At 61.2% G+C, this 21,188-nt stretch carries 15 protein-coding genes; 6 read left to right on the top strand and 9 right to left on the bottom strand.

Annotation, left to right across the window (positions count from 1 at the left end; genetic code table 11):
- Window positions 1–928 precede the first annotated feature (928 nt).
- A complete protein-coding gene (locus V5738_RS17320; protein ID WP_423822066.1) occupies window positions 929–1,684 on the bottom strand; it encodes an SDR family NAD(P)-dependent oxidoreductase in 756 nt (251 codons plus the stop codon).
- A gap of 105 nt (window positions 1,685–1,789) precedes the next feature.
- Here V5738_RS17320 and V5738_RS17315 point away from each other — a divergent pair, with 105 nt between their 5' ends.
- On the top strand, window positions 1,790–2,698 hold the full coding sequence (locus V5738_RS17315; RefSeq protein WP_423824204.1) for a LysR substrate-binding domain-containing protein: 909 nt from the start codon (window positions 1,790–1,792) through the stop codon (window positions 2,696–2,698).
- 44 nt (window positions 2,699–2,742) lie between these two features.
- On the opposite strand, the gene V5738_RS17310 is transcribed toward V5738_RS17315, so the two are convergent.
- A complete protein-coding gene (locus V5738_RS17310; protein WP_423822065.1) occupies window positions 2,743–4,116 on the bottom strand; it encodes a dihydrolipoyl dehydrogenase family protein in 1,374 nt (457 codons plus the stop codon).
- A gap of 230 nt (window positions 4,117–4,346) precedes the next feature.
- Here V5738_RS17310 and V5738_RS17305 point away from each other — a divergent pair, with 230 nt between their 5' ends.
- Complete coding sequence (locus V5738_RS17305; protein ID WP_423824203.1) at window positions 4,347–6,080, top strand: FAD-dependent oxidoreductase; 1,734 nt, start codon at window positions 4,347–4,349, stop codon at window positions 6,078–6,080.
- 32 nt (window positions 6,081–6,112) lie between these two features.
- On the opposite strand, the gene V5738_RS17300 is transcribed toward V5738_RS17305, so the two are convergent.
- Complete coding sequence (locus V5738_RS17300; RefSeq protein WP_423822064.1) at window positions 6,113–6,349, bottom strand: FitA-like ribbon-helix-helix domain-containing protein; 237 nt, start codon at window positions 6,347–6,349, stop codon at window positions 6,113–6,115.
- A gap of 771 nt (window positions 6,350–7,120) precedes the next feature.
- Between V5738_RS17300 and V5738_RS17295 the strand changes: the two genes are divergently transcribed.
- The 4 genes from V5738_RS17295 to V5738_RS17280 are packed head-to-tail and all read left to right on the top strand — an operon-like array spanning window position 7,121 to window position 14,195.
- Complete coding sequence (locus tag V5738_RS17295) at window positions 7,121–8,755, top strand: N-6 DNA methylase (protein WP_423822063.1); 1,635 nt, start codon at window positions 7,121–7,123, stop codon at window positions 8,753–8,755.
- The gene (locus tag V5738_RS17290; RefSeq protein WP_423822062.1) at window positions 8,745–10,076 is read left to right on the top strand and encodes a restriction endonuclease subunit S; all 1,332 of its coding nucleotides are present in this window, start codon (window positions 8,745–8,747) and stop codon (window positions 10,074–10,076) included. Before V5738_RS17295 ends, V5738_RS17290 begins: the two co-directional genes overlap by 11 nt.
- Window position 10,077: 1 nt before the next feature.
- A complete protein-coding gene (locus V5738_RS17285; RefSeq protein ID WP_423822061.1) occupies window positions 10,078–11,124 on the top strand; it encodes an SIR2 family protein in 1,047 nt (348 codons plus the stop codon).
- Window positions 11,124–14,195 carry a type I restriction endonuclease subunit R gene (locus V5738_RS17280; protein WP_423822060.1) on the top strand — a complete coding sequence of 1,024 codons (3,072 nt, stop codon included), beginning with the start codon at window positions 11,124–11,126 and terminating at the stop codon, window positions 14,193–14,195. The genes V5738_RS17285 and V5738_RS17280 overlap by 1 nt, the downstream gene beginning before the upstream one ends.
- A 17-nt stretch (window positions 14,196–14,212) precedes the next feature.
- On the opposite strand, the gene V5738_RS17275 is transcribed toward V5738_RS17280, so the two are convergent.
- The 6 genes from V5738_RS17275 to V5738_RS17250 form a co-directional block, all read right to left on the bottom strand.
- The gene (locus V5738_RS17275; RefSeq protein ID WP_423822059.1) at window positions 14,213–15,223 is read right to left on the bottom strand and encodes a restriction endonuclease; all 1,011 of its coding nucleotides are present in this window, start codon (window positions 15,221–15,223) and stop codon (window positions 14,213–14,215) included.
- 26 nt (window positions 15,224–15,249) lie between these two features.
- On the bottom strand, window positions 15,250–15,816 hold the full coding sequence (locus V5738_RS17270) for a PIN domain-containing protein (RefSeq protein WP_423822058.1): 567 nt from the start codon (window positions 15,814–15,816) through the stop codon (window positions 15,250–15,252).
- On the bottom strand, window positions 15,816–16,268 hold the full coding sequence (locus tag V5738_RS17265) for a helix-turn-helix domain-containing protein (protein ID WP_423822057.1): 453 nt from the start codon (window positions 16,266–16,268) through the stop codon (window positions 15,816–15,818). Before V5738_RS17265 ends, V5738_RS17270 begins: the two co-directional genes overlap by 1 nt.
- A 482-nt stretch (window positions 16,269–16,750) precedes the next feature.
- Window positions 16,751–18,478: an acetyl/propionyl/methylcrotonyl-CoA carboxylase subunit alpha gene (locus V5738_RS17260; RefSeq protein ID WP_423822056.1), complete on the bottom strand. Its 1,728-nt coding sequence runs from the start codon at window positions 18,476–18,478 to the stop codon at window positions 16,751–16,753.
- On the bottom strand, window positions 18,475–20,109 hold the full coding sequence (locus V5738_RS17255; RefSeq protein WP_423822055.1) for a 5-oxoprolinase/urea amidolyase family protein: 1,635 nt from the start codon (window positions 20,107–20,109) through the stop codon (window positions 18,475–18,477). The genes V5738_RS17260 and V5738_RS17255 overlap by 4 nt, the downstream gene beginning before the upstream one ends.
- A complete protein-coding gene (locus V5738_RS17250; protein WP_423822054.1) occupies window positions 20,106–20,864 on the bottom strand; it encodes a LamB/YcsF family protein in 759 nt (252 codons plus the stop codon). Before V5738_RS17250 ends, V5738_RS17255 begins: the two co-directional genes overlap by 4 nt.
- Window positions 20,865–21,188 lie beyond the last annotated feature (324 nt).

The following is a 21,188-nucleotide window of genomic DNA, read 5'->3' as shown; positions in this document are numbered from 1 at the left end:
CCCCGGCGGCTGAACGAGCGCGGTGGCGTGGGCTGTGTGGTTCCCAGCGCACGCCACCCTTGTTGCCGCCCCGCCAAGCCTCGGCTAGCCGGGCCCGTAGGCGAGGTACGCCGATCTGGTACGCCCACATCCAGGCCGCCAGCCGTTGTTTCGGTGCAGGGCTCGATAGGTCGCCGAGCAGGAGATATGGATCAGGTCGTGCCGAGTATTCGGTGAGGTCGAGTCGGGCGGATCGTCCGGTTCGTAGGTCGTTTAGAACGGTTTTTTAGCGCTCTGCCTGCGTCGCCGTCGTAGGCGGGTACGCCACGAGCTGCCGCGGCCGGTCTGCCGGGGCTAGGCGGTATGGGGTTGGCAGCGGCGTGTTCGCGCTGCGTGAGTTCCGCGACAGATCCCACCGCGGGTCATGCCGGTCGCGATCTGTGGCCGGTTCCTAGCGAGTAGGCCGCCGGCATCGTAGTCGATTCGCGGGTCCAGCGCCTCCTGGCTGGCATCCACGATGCCAAAGGGTTTGACCGTGCTGCCTCTCGGAAAAATTTTCGGCGCCCCGCTGCACGGCCTGCGCGGGCTGTCGTGCATTGCAACGCCCGGCCGCCCGCCGCGGCGATGGGCCGGCTGGCCCAGAGGCCTTGCGAACGTCGGTCCGGCTGCGAACAGACCGGCCGCAGCGCCAGCGAGCCATAGGTCGGCGCCGATCGATAGCAGAAGACTGGTCACGATGGGGCCTACGTGATGTGGTGCTCATAGCAGGCCAGCCGGTGCGACGCTGCGGGCACGAACCGGCCTTCCCGGCGTGCGGCGTCCTGTCGCCTCGCGAAAGACGATCCCATGCGGGCCGGGTTCGACGATCCTGCGTCGCCACCTGCCGGCGTGCTCTTCTTATCAGGCATGACAACGCGGCCGGGTTTCGGCCCGGCCGCGTCCTTGCAAGTCAAAGCCGCATGCCGCCCGAGGCCTCGATGCGTTCGCCGTTGATCCAGCGCGCCTCCTCCGACAGCAGCATCGCCATGGCACTGCCGATTTCGTCGGGCTGGCCGGGACGCCCGAGAGCCGTGATCGAGGCCACATAGGCGTTGGTCTCGGGATTGTCGCGGACGCGGCCGTTGCCGAAATCGGTGGCGATCGCCCCGGGCGCGATCACGTTCACGCGGATCCGGCGTTCGGCCAGCTCCGTGGCCAGATAACGCGTCAACACTTCGACCGCGCCCTTGGCCGCGCCGTAGACCGACGTGCCGGCCATCGAAAAACGAGCCAGCCCGCTGGACACATTGAGAATGGCGCCGCCGTCAGCGATCAGCCCGAGCAGCTGCTGGGTCAGAAAGTACGGGCCCTTCACATGGGCATCGATCACGGCATCGAACTGGGCTTCGGTGGTACTGACGAACGGCTCGTGCAGGGCCATGCCGGCATTGTTGAGCAGGCCGTCGAATGTCTCGCGCTGCCAGTGATTGGCCAGGACGCTGCGTAAGGTGTTCGCGAATTCGGCGAAGGTGTGCGAATCGCTTACGTCCAGGGCCAGGGCGACTGCCTTGCGGCCTTTGCTCTCGACTTCGGCGACCACCGCATCGGCGTCGGCTTTCTGGGCACGATAGGTGATCACGACATCGTGGCCGCGTTCGGCCAGATGTAGGGCCGCGCTTCGGCCGAGGCCGCGGCTGCCGCCGGTGATGAGAATGATATTGCTCACGTCGATCTCTGTTGTTAAGCCTGCGACAGAGATTATTGGCCCCACTAAGGGAGATAAATGGCGTTATGATTGATGCACTGTTGCGTTTTTATTGACGATATGGCGATCGATCGGGTGGCGGCCTTGCAGACCTTCGTCCGGGTGGTCGAGGCCGGTGGATTTGCCGCGGCCGCCGAGCAGCTCGGTCTGTCCCGGGCACGGGTATCGCGACAAATACAGCAGCTTGAGGATCATCTAGGGGCACGGCTGCTGCATCGCACGACCCGCCAAGTCAGCCTGAGCGAGGATGGCCATGCGCTGCTCGAACGTAGCCGCGACCTGCTCGACGATCTCGGTGAGATCGAATCGCTGTTCGATACCGAGCGCGGCGAGATCGCCGGCCGCCTGCGGGTGGACATGAGCCATGCCCTGGCCCGCGATCTGGTGGTGCCGCGTTTGCCCGAGTTGCTGGCTCGGCATCCGCGCCTGGCAGTGGAATTGTCCTGCAGCGACGGGCCGGCGGACTTGGTACGCGAAGGGCTCGACTGTGTCGTGCGCGTGGGCGCTGTGCACGATTCCCAGCTCATCGCCCGACGCCTGGGCGACCTGCCGATTATCAACTGTGCCAGCCCCGACTATCTCGCACGCCACGGCAGTCCGGCCACGCCGGCCGATCTGGACAACGGCCACTGTGTCGTGCACTACGTCGCACATCTCGGCAATCCAGCGCCGCGCTGGGAATACCGCGAGCACGGCCAAACCCGGCATCTACAGCTGCCGGGCGCACTGACCGTTAACAGTACGACGGCCTATACCGAAGCCTGTCTTGCCGGGCTCGGCCTCATCCAGGTGCCGCGCAGCGGTGTACAGCGTCTGCTCGACGAAGGCCGGCTGGTGGAAGTGCTGGCCGACTACCGGGCCGAGCCGATGCCGGTGTCGCTGCTCTATCCGCACCGGCGCAATCTGTCGCGCCGGGTCCAGCTGTTCATGGACTGGCTGGGCGAACATATTCGGGCCTATTACCAATTGGCCTGATCGCCCGATGCGCCGACTTCGACGCCGCCGGCCTGGCCGGCCGGCTAGCTGGCGGATTGGTCGAATAGCGTACCGACGATCTCCGACAGGCTCGGATGGATATGAATCGCCCGCCGTACCACGTCAGCCTGGCCGCCGCCGGCGTTCATCGCCACCACGACTTCGTGCAGCAGCAGGGCAGCCTCGGGGCCGAGGATATGGCAGCCGAGAATACGGTCCTCGGCGTCCAGGATCAGCTTAGCGAAGCCATCCTCGGCGCCAATGATCCGGCCCTTGGCCGTATCGGTATAGGCCAGGGTGAACACGCGATAGTACAGCCCGCGTTCGCGACAGCTTTGTTCGGTCAGCCCGACGGCGGCGACCTCCGGGGCCGAAAACACTGCATGCGGGTTGGCCCGATAGTCCATGGCGCGATCGGCGCCAAAGGCGTTGGCATAGGCGATTTCGCCCTCGGTGCTGGAGGTATGCTTGAACGGCGCGGTACCGATGACGTCGCCATAGGCATAGATTTCGGGATGCGAGGTGGCCAGATGGGCATCTACACGGATCGCGCCCTGGGCGTCGACCTCGACGCCGGTGGCTGCCAGCTCCAGGCCGTCGGTCTGCGGCGCGCGCCCGGCGGCGACCAGGATCGCCTCGGCCCGGATTTCCTCGGTGCGGCCGTCGAGGGTTTGGATGGTCAGGATCTTATCGCGTTCGCCGAAACGGGCGGCCACTGCGCTGCCGGTGGCGAGCCGCACGCGCCGGCCGAAGCTTTTGGTGAAGCGCCGGCCGATGTCTTCGTCCTCGGCCAGCAGCGTGGTTCTTGGATTCACGATCGTCACCGCGGTGCCGGTCGCGGCAAAGAAATAGCCGAGCTCGGCGCCGATATAGCCACCGCCGATGATCGCCAGGCTCGCCGGGGCGCGCTCGAGTTCCAGCACCTCGCGGTTGGTTAAGTAGCCGACCTTGGCCAGGCCGTCGACCGGCGGGATCAATGCCTGGGCGCCGGTGGCGATAAAAATCCGCTTGCCGGTGATTCGCCGGCCGCTGGCGGTTTCCAATAGTTTGTCGCCGACGAAGCGCACGCGCTCGGGCACCAGCGTCATCGAGGCTTCGACCCAGGCACGCACCGAGGCTGCCGATTGGGCGCGTTCGGCGCGCATATGCGCCATGATGCGAGCAAAATCGATGCGCAGGGACCTCTTGTCGACCCAGATGCCCACCCGTGCGGCAGCGCGGATAGTATCGGCGACCCGCGCGGTCTCGATGAGCGTTTTGGTGGGAATACAGCCGTGGTTCACACAGGTGCCGCCCAGAGCGTCGGGTTGATCGCTGATGAGTGCGATCGACCGGCCGTCTTTTTCGGCGTAGTAGGCAGCCGTCAGGCCCGAGCCGCCGCCGATGATCACGACATCATAGGTTTCTATATCGGCCATGGCAGGATCCCGCGCCGATCGGCGCTATGAATCGGGTGGCTACTCTAGCTTCGCGCGGCGCGCGGGCCGTGTCGAGTCTGTCCATAGTCGGCGATCCGATGCCCGACTGGTCGGTCGCCGCCGGCGGCCCTGCATCGAAAACCGGGTCCGGCACGGTATGGTAGGTGTAGCAGGCACGCGTTCGGCCCATGTCTGACCGCGCGGCCATCGATCACGAAGAGCAGGCGAATATGCAACTCAGAGACAGCAATATCGACAAACTCGCCAACGGCGACGTTTACGACACCCTGATCGTCGGCGGCGGCATTAACGGCGCGGTCTCGGCCGCGGCGCTGGCCGGCAAGGGCGTCAAGACTGCGCTGATCGACCAGGGCGATTTCGCCGGCATGACCAGCATGTGGTCGTCTAACCTGATTTGGGGCGGCATCAAATACATGGAGTCCTACGACTTCAAACTGGTGCGCGAGCTGTGCGTATCGCGTAACCACCTGATCAAGCACTACCCCTCCACGGTCCAGGAAATTCGTTTCCTGACCACTATCACCAAAGGCTTTCGCTGGCACCCGCTGGTGCTCTGGGCCGGCACCTGGCTGTACTGGTTCTTCGGCAACTGCTTCACCAAGATCCCGCGGCTGCCGTCGCTCAAGCAGGTCAACCAAGAAGAACCGGTCATCGATACCGAGCCGGCTGTGGGCTGCTTCGAGTATTCGGATGCGTTTTTGCACGACAACGATGCCCGCTTCGTCTTCAACTTCGTGCGCCTGGCGATGAACAGCGGCTGTGCCGCGGCCAACTACGTCGAATCCACCGGCGCGACCCGTGAAAACGGCATCTGGACCGTACACCTGCGCGACATGATGACCGGCCGCGAATTTACCGCCAAAACCCGGACCCTGGTCAACGCCTGTGGCCCGCTGGCCGACCAGTACAACGAGCGCACCGATAAGACCACCGAGCATAGCCACGTGCTATCCAAGGGCATCCACCTGATCGTCGACCAGGTCACGCCCAACAAGCGCGTACTGGCGTTTTTCGACCAGGACGGCCGTTTGTTCTTCTCGATCCCGATGGGCAACCGCACCTGTATCGGCACTACCGATACCCGTACCGACGACCCCCATGCAGCGATCACCGACGAAGACATCAGCTTCGTGCTCGACAACATCAACGCCCGGCTCTCGCTCGACAAACCGCTGGATCGCGACGACATCATCGCTACCCGCTGCGGCGTACGCCCGCTCGCGGTCGAAAACACCGGCGGCCGTGATCGCGACTTCCTGCAGCTATCGCGCAAGCACGAGATCGATTCCGACATCGAGCAGGGCTACATCAGCATCTTCGGCGGCAAACTGACGGACTGCGTGAATGTCGGCAACGAAATCACCGATCTGGTCAAACAGATGGGTATCGAAGTCCGCTATCCGGACTATCGCTGGTACGGCGAGCCAGACAACACCGTACGCGATGAATTCTTCCATCAGGCCCGCTTGATGAACCTGGACGGCTACACCGATCCGGCCTCATCCGAGCCGTTGTCCACACGGCTATGGCGCCGCTACGCCGGGCATGCCATCGGCATTCTGGAAAACATCCGCGAAGATCCGCGCCAGGCCGAAATCCTCATAGAAGGCACCGAATACATCCGCGCCGAAGTCCGCCAGGCCGCAAGACGCGAGATGATCACCAAACTCGAAGACTTCCTGCGCCGCCGCTCCAAGATCAGCCTCGTCTCCCGCCAGGAAACCATCCAAAACTCCGACGGCCTGCTCGAAGCCTGCGAAATCCTGTTCGGCGACGACGCCAGAATGCGTTTCGACGAATACTTCCGCGAGCACCCGGTGGTCAACGGCATCGCCAAGGACCCGTCGTCCGGCCAGGCCGCCGCCGACGACGCGCCCGAGGCGGTTGATGCTGCCAATACCGCCCGCGAACGCGAGCATGGGTTTGAAACGTTGAACTGGTAATGCTGGCCGGGCGATCCCGGCGTTGAAACGAGTTAGTCCAATGCAGCGAAGCGAGAGCGTTCTTTGCGTTTGACCGGAGAAAGTTCGGGACGGTCTGCAGCTTCGAATCGCTGCTTGATTCGCGTTCTCAGTCCGAGGCGATCGTTCGACACCAGTACTTCGTTGAGTATCGCGTTTGCCTCTTCGGCTACCGAGCGTCGGTGACGAGCCGCAGACGCACGTAAGACCTCAAGCAAGTCTTCATCGATGGTTACTTTAAACGAGGACATACTGCGTCGATCATCCTATGTTTTAGGCCACCATAGCCTTGGCATCGTGGCCGGCCTCGTTCTCGATGCTCGTAGCCGTGGTGCAGCAACCGAAGGCCTGCTTGTGGCTTCGTCTTTGGTTGTTCGGTACCGCTATTTAAGCCTGCTTAATTAGCGCTAGGCTAAGTAAACGAAATGGCGATTTGCTTTACTTACGATCGCGTAAGTAAGCGGCGGCGCAAGAATGGCGTAATCGAATGCGAGAAAGCCGGCCAATATCGGAAGACCGTTTCGGCCGGTAAAACTGCCGATGGCGATATGAAGGGGGCGCGAGTTTATCTCAGTCTTTAATTTGAAAATCCATCGCGAACGCTACTATGCGCTGTTAAAAGACGTTCGCAAGCGTGGTCTTTGGAAGACTGGCTGACGTTCGTCCTCGAAGGGATCGCCGAGGCAGCGAGCTCCGCGTTCGATGCCGAAAACCGGATCGTACGGCTGTTTGAAGCCGACCGTGTCGGTTCGGCCCTCCGCGTTCACAAAACCATGCAGTGTTTGCCGTTCGCCAACACGAAGCCACTTAGGCGCGCGACAGAGTTTCGGCCCCGCCCATCAATGACGCCCTCAAAGTGATTGAACGTCTTGAAATCGTCAGCGAAGTCTCGGAGCGTCAGCGAGGGCGCATGTACCGGCTCGACACGTTCCTTGACACCTTGAGTGAAGGGATAAATCCAGTCTAGTGTAACGCCGCTTTCCAGTAGCGATTCGCTCCGGACTATTTAAGGATGAAGATACATGGCAGATGACGCGCGTGAGACGAATAGCGAATTGGGGGTTGATCCAGAAACCCTATGGCAGGCTGCCGACAAATTACGCGGCTCGGTTGATGCGGCCGAATACAAGCACGTCGTCCTCGGCCTGATCTTCCTGAAATATATTTCCGATGCGTTCCAGGCGCGTCGCGCAGCATTAGCCGAAGAGCTCAAAGCCGATGGCATCAAGGGCGATCAGGCCGAATCTCTACTGGAGCAGCGCGACGAATACACTGCCGAAGGCGTGTTCTGGGTGCCGCCGGAGGCGCGCTGGGAGCAGATTCAGGCTCACGGCAAGACGCCCAATATCGGCAAGCTCATCGATGACGCGATGTACGCCATCGAGCAGGAAAACTCGAAGCTCAAGGGCAAGCTACCGCGAGATTACGCTCGCCGTGGCATACCGTCGGAGCGTCTGGGTGGGCTGATCGACCTGATCGGTTCCATGACCATCGGCTCCGACGAGGCTCGCGCTAAGGATGTGCTCGGCCGGGTCTATGAATACTTCCTCGGTAAGTTCGCTGCCGCCGAGGGCAAGCTGGGCGGTGAGTTCTTTACTCCGCGCTCGGTGGTGCGGCTGTTGGTGGAGATGATCGAGCCCTATGAGGGCCGCGTCTATGACCCTTGTTGCGGCTCCGGTGGCATGTTCGTGCAATCGGAGAAGTTCACACAGGCCCACGGCGGCAATCGGCGCGACATCTCCATCTTTGGCCAGGAATCCAACCCCACCACCTGGCGGTTGGCGCACATGAATCTGGCCATCCGTGGTATCGAGGCCAACCTCGGCGAGCAGCCGGCGGATAGCTTCGTGCGCGATCTGCACCCGGACGTAAAGGCCGACTACATCCTCGCCAATCCGCCGTTCAATATCTCCGACTGGTCCGGCGAGCTGCTGCGCGAGGATGTGCGCTGGAAGTTCGGCGTGCCGCCTACTGGCAACGCCAACTACGCCTGGATTCAGCACTTTATTCATCACTTGGCTCCGCCCAACGGCCGCGGCGGCGGCATCGCTGGTTTCGTCATGGCCAATGGCTCACTGTCGAGCAACAGCTCGGGCGAGGGCGAGATCCGCAAGGCCATTATTGAGGCCGATCTGGTGGATTGCATCGTCGCCATGCCGGCCCAGCTCTTCCTGACCACCGGCATTCCCGTCTGCCTGTGGTTCATCAGCCGCGACAAGACCGGCCGCAATATCAAGCACGGTGGCCGCGATCGTCGCGGCGAGACCCTGTTCATCGACGCCCGCCAGATGGGCACCTTGCAAACCCGTGTGCTGCGCGTGCTCTCTGGCGCTGATGCAGAGGGTGACCCGCCGGCGGACAGCGACATCGGCCGCATCGTACGCGCTTACCACGCTTGGCGCGGCGAAGAAGCCGCCGGCGACTACGAGGACGTCTCCGGCTTCTGCAAGGCCGCCACCCTGGAAGAGATCGAAAAGCACGGCCACGTGCTCACCCCCGGCCGCTATGTCGGCGCGGCGGCCGTCGAGGACGACGGCGAACCCTTCGAGCACAAGATGCAGCGGCTGACCGCCGACTTGCAGGCGCAGTTTGCTGAATCCGAAGCGCTAGAAGCGCGGATTAAAGCCAATCTGGAGGAATTGGGTTATGGGTCGTAGCGCAGCCTTGTATGCCAGTGTCTTCGAATCATGCCCAGAAGATTGGGATTTGATCCCATTCGAAGAAGCGGTCGATTTTCGGGAAGGTCCGGGGATATTGGCTAAGGATTTTCGCGAGTATGGGGTGCCCCTGTTGCGGCTCCGAAATATTGAGCGCCCCTACGTCGATGTGTCCGGTAGCAATTATCTCGACCCAGAAATGGTGGATAGAAAATGGAGTCACTTTCAAGTTGAGGTTGGCGACCTGCTTGTAAGTACAAGCGGTACCCTTGGTCGAGTCAGTATTGCGAGCCACGATGCAGTTGGATCAATACCTTATACCGGGATAATTCGCATGCGACCTGCCCATGAGTCGATTTTCTCAGGATTTATTCGGTACTTTTTGACTTCGCCACTATTTCAACAACAGGCAGAGGCGTCGGCGGCCGGTAGCGTGCTTCAGCACTTTGGGCCGTCTCACTTACGAGAAATGTCGTTTCCTGTTCCGCCGAAAGCGGAGCAAGAGAAGATTGGCAATCTCTTAGGCACCCTAGACGAAAAAATCGAACTCAACCGCCAGATGAACCGCACGCTGGAGGCCATGGCGCGGGCCATATTCAAGGCTTGGTTTGTGGACTTCGAGCCAGTCAAGGCGAAGGCCGACGGGGCCACCAGCTTTCGCGGCATGCCCGAGACCGTCTTTGAGCAACTTCCCGAGCGTTTTACCGAAACCGAGCTGGGACCCGTGCCCGAGGGATGGGAGGTAAAGCCGCTTGATGAAATTGCGGATTTTCTCAACGGCCTTGCCCTTCAGAAATATCCAGCCACGGATTCAGGCGATAGTTTGCCGGTAATTAAGATTGCAGAACTTCGTAACGGAATCAGCGCGAAATCCGGGCGTGCGTCTCGCGAGTTGCCGCAGAAGTACGTTGTCCATGACGGCGACTTTATTTTCTCTTGGTCAGGGAGCCTGCTGGCAAAGTTCTGGACGGAAGGCGAAGGCGCTCTAAACCAGCATCTGTTCAAAGTGACTTCAAAAACTTATCCGATGTGGTTTGTGAGTCAGTGGGTGCAGTATCACCTAGAAGCGTTCCAAGCGATCGCCGCATCCAAGGCCACCACGATGGGTCATATCCAACGAAGACATCTCAAAGAAGCTTTGACGGTATGTGCTCCTCTTGATGTGCTTTTCACTATGAGCGAAGTAATGGCGCCACTCTTAGATAAGATGATTTCGGGGGAGCTGGAGGGGCGCTCGCTCGCATCGATCAGGAACAACCTGCTTCCGAAGCTGATGTCAGGAGAAATTCGCTTAGATGATGCTGCTATAGAGGTGGGATAGAGTGTCTCTAAACTTTTTGCGAGCAGCGTTTGAAGAGCAGCTTACGGTCGAGCATGATCCATATACAAATAAAATAACAATTGGTGCTACCCCTTTTTACGCAACTCAGATACTTAGTGGTGATGACAACGCTTATCGTGACGAGTTTTCTCGTTGGCTAAGCGATATATGGTTGCCCGAGCAAGAAGAGATTCTAGAGCAAATCCTAAGCATTCACGCGAACCGAAAGCGCTACGAAGATCTATGCCTGACTTTTGAGCACGACCAACTGATACCTCTGATTGGAAGTGGGATGTCAGCGCCTTCTGGATTACCACTTTGGTCGGAATTTCTAAAAAAAATCGGAAAGCATTCATCGATAACTGAGGAAGAAATCGATTTATTCTTTTCTGAATCTAAATATGAAGAAGCGGCCGAAGCCATTGCTGGAGCAATGCCAAGAAGATTATTCGAAGAAAGGATCGAGCACGATTTAAGATTTGGCGACGCTGATGCTATCAATGGAGCTGTTTGTCTCACCCCAATGCTTTTCGATAAGCTCGTTCTTACGACGAACCTTGATAATTTGCTGGAGCAGTTGTACGACAAATATGAGCTGCCGTTTTCCGAAATTTTGAGCGGGGAGAGTATTAAGTCCTATAGGCGTCTAAGAGGCCTATCGAGTCCGTTGCTTCTTAAATTGCATGGCGACTATAAATCAGAAGATGGAAGAATTCTTTCAGTGGCCGAATATGAGGCAGCTTATACTCAAGGTGCGCCCGTTTTCGAGGAATTATCAGGAATCTACAGAACCAACAGTGTTCTTTGTCTAGGCTGCAGTATGTACGGTGACCGGACGGTAAGGCTTTTGGCTGAAGTCGCTGAAATTGATCCGGGTATTCCAAAGCACTACGCATTCCTCAAGCATCCTGGTGATCAAGACGCACTTCTAGAGCGCGAGCATTTTCTTACCGAACGCGACGTTTTCCCTATTTGGTTTGATGGTGATCACGATGAATCAATCACAGCTCTTTTAGTTGGTCTGGCGCGCCACGTGGGGAATATTTAATGGCAAAGCTGGCCGAATCCGGTGTCGAAGTTGGCGCACTTGGTTGGTTCCAAGCCATAAATTTCGAAACGAGTCGAGGGATCGACCTTTCGCCGCGCGGGGATTCGCCGCTGCGCGATGGCCACGAGCAGGTTGTGCTCGAGCCGCGGCTGCGCTCGGCTTTGCGTATGATAAATCTGAAGCTTCCGGATGAGGCTATCGAGCAGGCGGTTCGAGCGATAATGCGCCCGCCGGAGCCGACACTGGAGCAGAACAATCGCTGGTTTCACCATCTGCTGACCGATGGCGTGGATGTGGAATACCGGACCCCGGAAGGCGAGATCCGTGGGGACAAGGTATGGCTGTTGAATACGGAACACCCGGCAGGCAACGATTGGCTGGTGGTGAATCAGTTCACCGTCCAATGCGGCAACGCCACGCGGCGGCCGGACTTAGTGGTGTTCGTCAATGGTCTGCCGCTTGTGGTAGTCGAGCTCAAGGACCCGACCAACGCGCAGGCCAACCTTTGGACCGCCTACCGGCAGTTGCAGGATTACAAAGACAACATACCGCCCCTGTTCACCTACAACGCGCTGCTGGCTATTAGCGATGGCGACCGCACACGGGTCGGGTCGCTGACCGCCGGCGCTGACCGTTTCTCCCCGTGGCGTGCCGCGGACGATGATTGCACGCCGGGTGAGCCGACCCTGGAGACCTTCATCAAGGGCCTGTTCGATCCGGTCGCCTGCATCGATTACGTGCGTCATTGCGTGACCTTCGAAGAAGACGAGCGCAGTGGCGCAATCGTCAAAAAGGTCGCGGCTTACCATCAGTTCCGCGCGGTGCGGCGGGCACGGGCCTCCGTCAAGAACGCTCTGAAACCACCGGCCGGGCAGGGTGACGGCCGCGGCGGGGTGATCTGGCATACCCAGGGCTCGGGCAAGAGCCTGACCATGTTGATGCTGGCCGGGGCGCTGATCGGCGACGAACAACTGGTCAACCCGACCATTGTGGTGGTCACCGACCGCAACGACCTGGACGGCCAACTGTTCGGCACCTTCGCCGCCGGCCGCGCCCTACTGCGTCAGGCCCCGGAGCAGGCCGAAAGCCGCGAAGATCTGGCCGCCAAACTCAACCGCGCTTCCGGCGGGGTAGTTTTTACCACCATCCAGAAATTCGCCGAGCGCGGCGCGGCAGCGAGCGATCGCGCCAATATCGTAGTGCTGGCGGATGAGGCTCACCGCAGCCAGTACGGTTTTCTCGACGGCGGCGCACGCTGGATGCGCGACGCGATTCCGAATGCCACTTTTGTCGGTTTCACCGGTACGCCTTTGGAGGGCGGGGATAGAAGCACGCCGGCGGTATTTGGTGAGTACGCCGATATATATGATATCCGCCAAGCCATAGCAGACGATGCGACCGTGCCGATCTTCTACGAGATGCGGTTGGTCAAATTGGTGCCCGACGAGGTTGGGGTACGCGAGGCGGAAAAGCGCCTCAAAGAACAGGCGGCCGCAGCGGATAAAGCAGGTCAGAGTGTTAACGACTATGTGCGAGTCGAACTCGAAGCGCTGGCTGGCGCCAAGCCCCGACTGAAGCTAGTCGCCGAACAAATTGTCGAACACTTCGAGAAACGCCGTCAGGTGATCGAGGGCAAGGCAATGGCGGTTTGCATGAGCCGTGCGATCTGCATGGATCTCTACGATGAGATCGTTGCGCTTCGCCCGGAATGGCATGCGGAGGATGATGACGCCGGTTTCATCAAGATCGTTATGACAGGTGCGGCGTCTGAAGGTGAGCGCGTCATGCAGCATGCGCGTACCAAAGCCCGGCGTGAAGCCTTGGCGCGTCGCTATAAAGATCCGGACGATGATCTGCGCCTGGTGATCGTTTGCGATATGTGGCTGACCGGGTTCGATTGTCCGCCCATGCACACCATGTATCTCGATAAACCGTTGGCTGGCCACAATCTGATGCAGGCCATTGCCCGAGTGAATCGAGTGTTTGGCGACAAGCCGGGTGGAGTGGTGGTCGATTTTCTGGGTATCGCCGATCAACTGAGCGACGCGGTGAAAACCTACACCCAGGCCGGTGGCGAAGGCAGCCCGGTAGAGGATATTCAGAACGAAGCCGTGCCGCTAATGGAGCGTCAGTTCGAGGCGCTGCGGGATTTCTTTAATGGCTTCGATTACAGCGGTTTTGCTGGTGGCGATGAGGCAGCGCAGCTTCGGGCCGTTGCGGCGGGGGCGGATTATGTCTTCGAGCATAACGACGGGAAGCGTCGGTTCATGGACATGGTGGCCGGTTTATCCAAAGCGTTTTCACTTGCGGTGCCGCGGCCTGAAACCGAAGCGATTCGAGATGATCTCGCCTATTTCCAGTCGGTACGTGCGGCAATTCGGAAACGACTAGCGGATAATGGTCCGCCGCCCGCTGAGGATTCGCGCGCTGCGGTACGCCAAGTGCTTGCCGGTGCTATTGCTTCGGACGGTGTAATCGACTTGTTTCAAGCGGCCGGTCTCAACGGACAGGACGTTGGCATTCTGTCCGACGATTTTCTCGATCGACTGGCTGGCATGCCCCAGAGAAATCTGGCGCTTGAAACGCTACGCAAGCTGTTGAACGACCAGATTCGGAGTCGCGAGCGTGTGAACTTGGTTCAGTCCAAAGGGTTCCGCGAGTCTCTAGAAGCGGTACTGACCTGCTATACAAACCGCGCTATTAACACGGCCCAAGTCATCGAAGAACTCATCGGTTTAGCCCGTACGATTCGGGATGCGGTCAATCGCGGTGAAGAAACCGGCTTATCCGAAGACGAACTCGCGTTTTACGACGCCTTAGCAAACAATGAATCGGCACGTGACGTGATTGCCGACGATACCCTTCGTCAGATCGCCCAAGAGCTGGCCGAACGTATTAAAGCTAAAGCATCGCTCGATTGGACACAGCGCGATACGGTACGCGCCGACATGCGGCGTACCGTTCGGCGATTGCTGGCGAAATACGGTTATCCCCCGGATGCACAGGAAGCGGCTACGCAATTGGTGATTCGGCAGGCCGAATTGATGGCAGGGAAAAGTTCGCCTCAATAACGACTTTCTAACGGTTTTTATTCTGACCAAGCAGGCCAGTACATTTTTTCCAAAGGCAAGAGCGTTCGTGTCTTGGCATCTGCATTCTCGTAGTACTCAAGTAAAGCACTAACGAGCTCATCGAGATCCATGAGCAGAAGCGGAATCTTGGCGCGATCCGCTTCGTAACGGGCGTCTTTGGTGAATCCGCCAGTACTGACATACAGGCCCTTGTCGCTGTCATGCCGCCCGCCCAGGAAGGTGCGCAGGTCTTGTGAACCCATTGACGTGCTGGAGCGGTGCTTTACTTCAACGACGATCCGCGGTGACTCGAAACCGAAGCCATCAGGTGAGGCCATAATGTCGATGCCCCGATCTGCGCCGGCGGGCGAGACCCGTGTTTTGTAGCCCATCGCTCTGAGCAGCCCGGCGACGAGTTGCTCCATGTCCGATGCGGTCAGCCGATTGACGCGGTCCTTAATGAATTCGATGGCACGCGATTTTGAATCGGCCAGAATGGTTTCTTCGCCCTCATCTGTTTCTGCTTCATCGATTGGAGCGATTGGCGCATTGTGTCCGGTAAGCGCATGCCCGATTTCAAGCGCTGCCGATTCTGATAACCGAAAGAGCGTGAGCGTGGAACCCAGCGTGTTGCGCGTATTGACGGTTAGGCTATCTCGCTCGACGGTACCTTGCCATTCGACTGCACGGGCATTCGGATAATCGGCTAGAAGGTCGGGTCGGAACTGATACTCGCTGTTGATGCGCCCGACGTGATAGATGCGGCGGCTTGAGTCGTAGGTTACGACGCGATCGCCGCGGCTCATGCCGCGGCGAAACCGGTCTAGCTGGCTGGAAGACGAGCGATAGCGTCCTTCGGGCCAGTTCGGATGCTGCGCCCGGATCGCGGATTCGATGTCTGCTTTGGTGTCGAATTGATCGAGCGATCCGATTTCAGCCCAGCCGATCGCGGCCACCTGTTTCGCTTCAAACTCGTCCGCGACCTGGCCGCCGCCATCAGCTCGAACCATCCAGCAATTCGGTGACATAGCGGTTTCCTTTTCGCAGAGCGTGGTCAGATGAGATCTGCAAATGCACGCAAGCGGTCCGCCGTAACCACCAAGCCCTGAGAGGACAGTGTCTCAAGCAATTGCTCGGCGCTAGCAGGCGGCTTTTTGAGGGTTGCGCGTTGTTCCTTGATCGCGGACACGACGGCCGCCTCGCGCAATGCCATCTGATGCTCGACGAAGATGTCCGGATGCAGCGCTTCGATGCCGAACGGCTCAAGCTGTTCAGCCGGAAAGTCCTTTAGATTGAAGGTGACGATCACCTGAGCACCGGCTTGGATAGCCGCGGCCAGCACGTGCCGATCGTCTGGATCGGGTAGATCAAGCCCTTCAATCAGAGGCTCGTAGTTCGTGACCAAGCTGTCTGGAATAGCCTCATTCATGCGCTGGCAGGTGCGTTGGATCCGATCGGCGCTCAGTTCGGGGCGGCGAGCGAGCAGATTGCGTGTCCATTTGTCATGTATGCGATCGGTCCATTTCGCTGCGAACAGGCCGGTCAGGGACAGGTGCAGAAAAAAATCCCGTAGCGGTGCCGGATACAGAACACAGGCATCGAACAGGACGACGAAACGCATCAGTAGCCGAGGTCGTCGTCCTGAGCCTCGCTTGCCAGTTCGGCGAGCAGCTGTCGGCTTCGCGCCATCTGGTTCTGCTTGTAAGCCATGATGTCTTCGTACCTGACGCGCCGATGCGTTCCTGTCTTAGTGAACGGTATGTCGCCGGCTTCGAGTAGTTTTATGACGTAAGGGCGTGAGACGTTGAGCAGGTTGGCTGCTTCTTGTGTTGTGAGTTCGGCGTGCGTTGGCACGATCGTGATGGCGTGTCCCTGCGCCATGTCGGCCAATAGATCTCTGAGCAATGCCAACGCCTGTCGTGGCAGAACGAGATCCTGCCCGTCGAGGGTTACGCGAGCGCGATCGGCGTCTGGCCGCTCTTTCAACAGCCGGCTCAGTTCCTGAGCGCTTGTTCGCGCCAAGCTGGCGGATTCGGTGTCGGGCAATGCGCTGTGTGTCGCTTCAGAGGCCATGCCGCTTTCGCCGTGACGTGACTGATGCTTCAGTCTATTCGCAATAAACGAAACCGGCAATTATTGCCGGTCATTGGATGAGCAGCGTCAGCGAAGAGCGGATCGGTCGTGGTGAAATGCGTTATCCACCAAACGGTGTTCTATAAAGAATTCATTTGATGTCGTCGAGTCGAACGTCTGTTGTCGAATAGCCGCGATAGATAGGGCGGCGCAAGGCACGGGACGCCCGGTTCGGTCTTTCTCGTGGCGACCGATGCGATCGGACCGGGGTCATCATACGGACGACGGTGTTCACCGCGCAGCTCGGGGTAGCGTTCGCTTCCGCGGTCTCGACGCTGCCGAAAATTGCGGTGCAGGTGAATGCCCGGTGCGTGATCGGTGTTTCCGGCTTCGGGTCTTGGGCCAGGAAAGCAGGCGGTCTCCGGTTTTGGCTGATTCCGGATTGCGCTGGTGTTCGATGGCGGCAGAGCGGCCGGCTGATGTCAGCCAATCCGCCCGAGCACGTCGCCGTTGGCGACGGCGTCACCGGGCTGTTGCTCGCCGCGTTCGAAGGTGCCGGCCCGGGGCGAGCTGATGGTGGTTTCCATTTTCATCGCTTCCAGTACGGCCAGGGCGTCGCCTTCGGCGACTTTAGCGCCGTCTTCGGCCTGCCATTTGACCAGGGTGCCGCTTAGGGTGGCGGTAACGGTGTGGTCGTCGGCCTCGTTGGCGCCGTTGGTATCGGCTGCGGCGGTCTGGGCGCTGCCAAGGGCGTTGAGCAGTTCGGCCGGCAGGCCGAGTTGCACGGCCTTGCCGTCGAGGTCGATGGTGAAGCGTTTACGAGCAGCCTCGGGGGCGGTGCTGATGTCGATCGACTCGGCCAGGCGCTGGCTGAATTCGGCCTCGATCCAGCTGGTGTAGACGCCGAACTGGCCGGCCGCGGCAAACGCCGGTTCGGCGAGCACGGCGCGGTGGAAGGGCAGTACGGTGGGCACGCCTTCGATGACGATTTCTTCGAGGGCGGCGGCCGCGCGTTGCAGGGCCTGCTCGCGGGTATCCCCGGTGACGATGAGTTTGGCCAGCAGGGAGTCGAAGTGTTCGGGCACAGCGCCGCCCGAGCGCACACCGGTATCCACGCGGATGCCAGGGCCGGTGGGTGGCTCGAAGCGTTCGACGGTGCCGGGAAAGGGCAGAAAGCCGCGGGCCGGGTCTTCGGCATTGAGCCGGAATTCGATGGCATGCCCGGTCGCTGCCGGGTCTTCGGTGATGCCCAGGGCCTGGCCGTCGGCAATGCGGAACTGTTCGCGGACCAGGTCGATGCCGCTGGTGGCTTCGGTGACGGGGTGCTCGACCTGTAAGCGGGTGTTGACCTCTAGGAATGAGATCACGCCGTCGGGGGCGACCAGGTATTCGACGGTGCCGGCGCCGATGTAGCCAGCCTTTTGGCAGATCGCCTTGGCCGATTCGTGGATGCGTTGGCGCTGGTCGTTGGTGAGAAACGGGGCTGGGGCTTCTTCGACGAGTTTTTGGTTGCGGCGCTGCAGCGAGCAGTCGCGGGTGCCGGCGACGATGATATGGCCGTGCGTATCGGCCAGGATCTGGGCCTCGACGTGGCGGGGCTTGTCGAGGAAACGCTCGGCGAAGCATTCGCCGCGGCCGAAGGCGGCCTTGGCTTCGCGTACGGCAGAGTCGAAGGCATCGGCGATGTCGCCGGCCTCGCGCACGATCTTCATGCCGCGCCCACCACCGCCGTGGGCAGCCTTGATGATGATCGGCAGGCCGTGTTCATCGGCGAAGGCACGTACGGCTTCGGCATCGGCGACCGGGCCGTCGGTGCCCGACGCCAGCGGCGCGCCGACCGCGACCGCGATCTCGCGGGCGGTGACTTTGTTGCCAAGCTGGTCGATCGCCTCGGGCGACGGGCCGATCCAGATCAGGCCGGCATCGATCACCGCGCGGGCGAAGTCGGCGTTTTCCGAGAGAAAACCGTAGCCGGGGTGGACCGCATCGGCGCCGGCGCGGCGGGCGATATCCAGTAGTTTGTCGATAGCCAGATAGGTTTCGTCGCTGCTCTGGCCGTCGAGCGCCCAGGCTTCGTCAGCCAGGCGCACGTGCAGGGCGTTGGCATCGGCGTCGGCATAGACGGCCACCGAGGTGAGCCCCGCGTCGCGGGCAGCGCGCACGATGCGCACGGCGATCTCGCCGCGGTTGGCAATCAGCACTTTGTTCATGGGTTCGATCCTTGGGCCGGTGCGACCGGCTGGCCGTCCGGGGTGACGATGGCAAAGCGCAGCGGTTGGCCCGGCGCGAGCTGGGCCGCCCGCGACAGATCGCTGGGCCAGACCACGCCGATCACCGGATAGCCGCCGGTCACCGGATGATCCTTGAGAAAGAGCACCGGCTGGCCAGAGGGCGGCACCTGGATTGCCCCGGCGACACAGCCCTCGCTGGGCAGCTCGCCTTCGCGGGCGCGTTGTAGTCGGCCATCGTCGTCGGCCGGGTTATTGGCTGGGTTGTGGACGTTCAGCCGCAGGCCGACACGGTTGGATTGCTGGCTAGGCTGCCAGGTCAGGCGCGTCAGACGAGCGAGCGTGTCGGCATCGAACCAGTCATCGCGTGGGCCGAGCACGACGCGTAGCACGGTAATGCCGTCGTCGGCAGGCGCGGCCAGGGCCGAGGGTTCGGGCTGGCCCACGACGTGCGATACGCCGGCTGGGGCGACGGGCAGCATGTCGCCGGCGGCCAGCGGCTTGGGGCCGATGCCGGCCAGCGCATCGCGGGACCGGCTGTGCAGCACGGGCGCTATGTCGAGGCCGCCGCGTACCGCCAGATAGCTGCGCAGCCCGGCCTCTGGGGCGCTCAGGGTAAGCGTTTCACCGTCGTGCAGGGCGAACGGTGCGCAGGCTGGGGCAGTGCGCGCACCTTGTGGGCTACGAATATCAGCCGGGCCGTGGGCGCCGGTACGGGCGAGCACGAGGTTGCCGCGGGCGGTCAACGCCAGGCCGCCCAGCACGGTTTCGATTACGGCCTCGCCGGGTAGGTTGCCGACCAGCCGGTTGGCCTGTCGAAATGCGGGCTCATCGGCCGCGCCGGAGGCAGCGACGCCGAGGTGGGCGAGGCCCGGCCGGCCCAGATCCTGGATCAGCGATTGCATGCCGGGGGCGGTGATCTCGATCACGCGTTCGGCCTGGGTTGGGGCTAAGGTTTCGGGCTCGTTCGACGGCGTAGTGGATGCGCTGAAGGCCTCGACCGCGATATAGCGGATCGTATCGCCGGCCTGGATCAACGCCGGCGGCTCGCGTTCCAGATCCCAGATCGGGGCGTTGGTACGGCCGATCAGCTGCCAGCCGCCGGGTGATTCGCGCGGGTAGATAGCGCTGAACGCTCCGGCCAGGCCGACCGCGCCGGGGGGCACGGCGGTACGTGGGCTGTCGCGCCGCGACACCTTGAGGCGCTCGTCGTCGCCGACCAGATAGACAAAGCCCGGCGCGAAACCGGAAAACGCTGCCCGCCAGCTCTGGCGGGTATGGGCTTCGATGACGGCGTCGCTCGCGAGCCCGGTCTGCTCGGCGACATCGGCTAAGTCCTCGCCGTCGTAGATTACTTCGATCTCGTGCACGCGGCCCGAGTCGGCGGCCACCGGCGCGGCATCGATCGCCAGCACACGCTCGGCGGCCTGGGCGGCGTGTTTATACGTGTCGTATTTGATCAGCAGCGTACAGGCTGCGGGCACCAGATCGATCTGGCCGGGCAGCGGCTGGTCGCGCAGACAGGCATGCAGGGCCAGCACGTCGTCCAGCGAATCCAGCTCGAACAAAAGATTCTGGGCGCCGGCCCAGCGATAGCCCCGCGCCCGGCTCATACGAACGCTGCGATGGCGACGCCGGAGTCGGCCAGCGCGCGGCGTACCTTGGCGGCAGTGGCGACGGCCGATGGGCTGTCGCCGTGCACGCAGATGCTTTCGGCGGCGATCGATAGATGCGAGCCGTCGCGGGCAACGATCACGCCGTCGTGGGCCAGCCGGACCATATTGGCCGCGATCGCTTCGTCGTCCTCGAGCATGGCATCGGGCTCGCGGCGCGAGACCAGGCTGCCGTTTGGGTTGTAGTTGCGGTCGGCAAAGGCCTCGATCACCCCGCGTAGCCCGGCATCTCGGGCGATCTCCAGAATGCAGGCGCCCGGCAGGGCCAGGATCGGCAGACTCGTATCGAAAGCACGAATGGCATCGACCACGGCCCGGGCATGGCCCGGATTGTCGACCGTGGCATGGTAGAGCGCGCCATGCGGTTTGACGTAGCGCACCCGGGTGCCGGCAGCACGGGCGAAGGCCTCCAGGGCGCCGATCTGGTAGAGCACGTCGTCGGCCAGCTCGGTCGGCGTACAGTCGATATAGCGGCGGCCGAAGCCGGCCAGATCGCGATAGGCCACATGCGCGCCGATGGTCACCCCGGCGGCCGCAGCCGCTCGGCAGGTTTCGGCGATGGTCGATGGGTCGCCGGCATGGAAGCCGCAGGCGATGTTGGCGCTGGTCACCGATTCGAAGATGGCCGCGTCGTCGCCCAGCCGCCAGCGGCCGAAGGATTCGCCGACGTCGGCGTTCATGTCGATGGTGGGCATGGGGCCTCGTGGTCCAGACTTGTGAATTGCCACGTTGCGATAGCGGGGGGCCGATGGCAACACGCCCTAGACAGCTGCCGCCGCTTCGTATTGCCTACCTTTGGGCCAAAGTGTTGTAACAAGGCGTGGTTGGTGATCCGAACGGTTGGTCGCGGGCTACGTTCGGCTCTTCGTAGCCGCACGGTCTCGAGCTGTGTTCGCATAAACGAGGCCGGTTTGACTGGGCGCCTCGGTTGATACGCGATTTGCTATAAATCATAAAAACCCGAATAGTCGGGAGTAAGAGCGATCGAACCCAAGGGCGGCCGAAAAAGCCAGGGGGAG

The sequence above is a fragment of the Salinisphaera sp. SPP-AMP-43 genome (assembly GCF_049568105.1).
In the GTDB taxonomy this organism is placed as follows: Bacteria; Pseudomonadota; Gammaproteobacteria; order Nevskiales; family Salinisphaeraceae; genus Salinisphaera.
The sequence above is the reverse complement of the archived record's forward strand: the minus strand, read 5'-3'. Positions and strand labels throughout refer to the sequence as shown.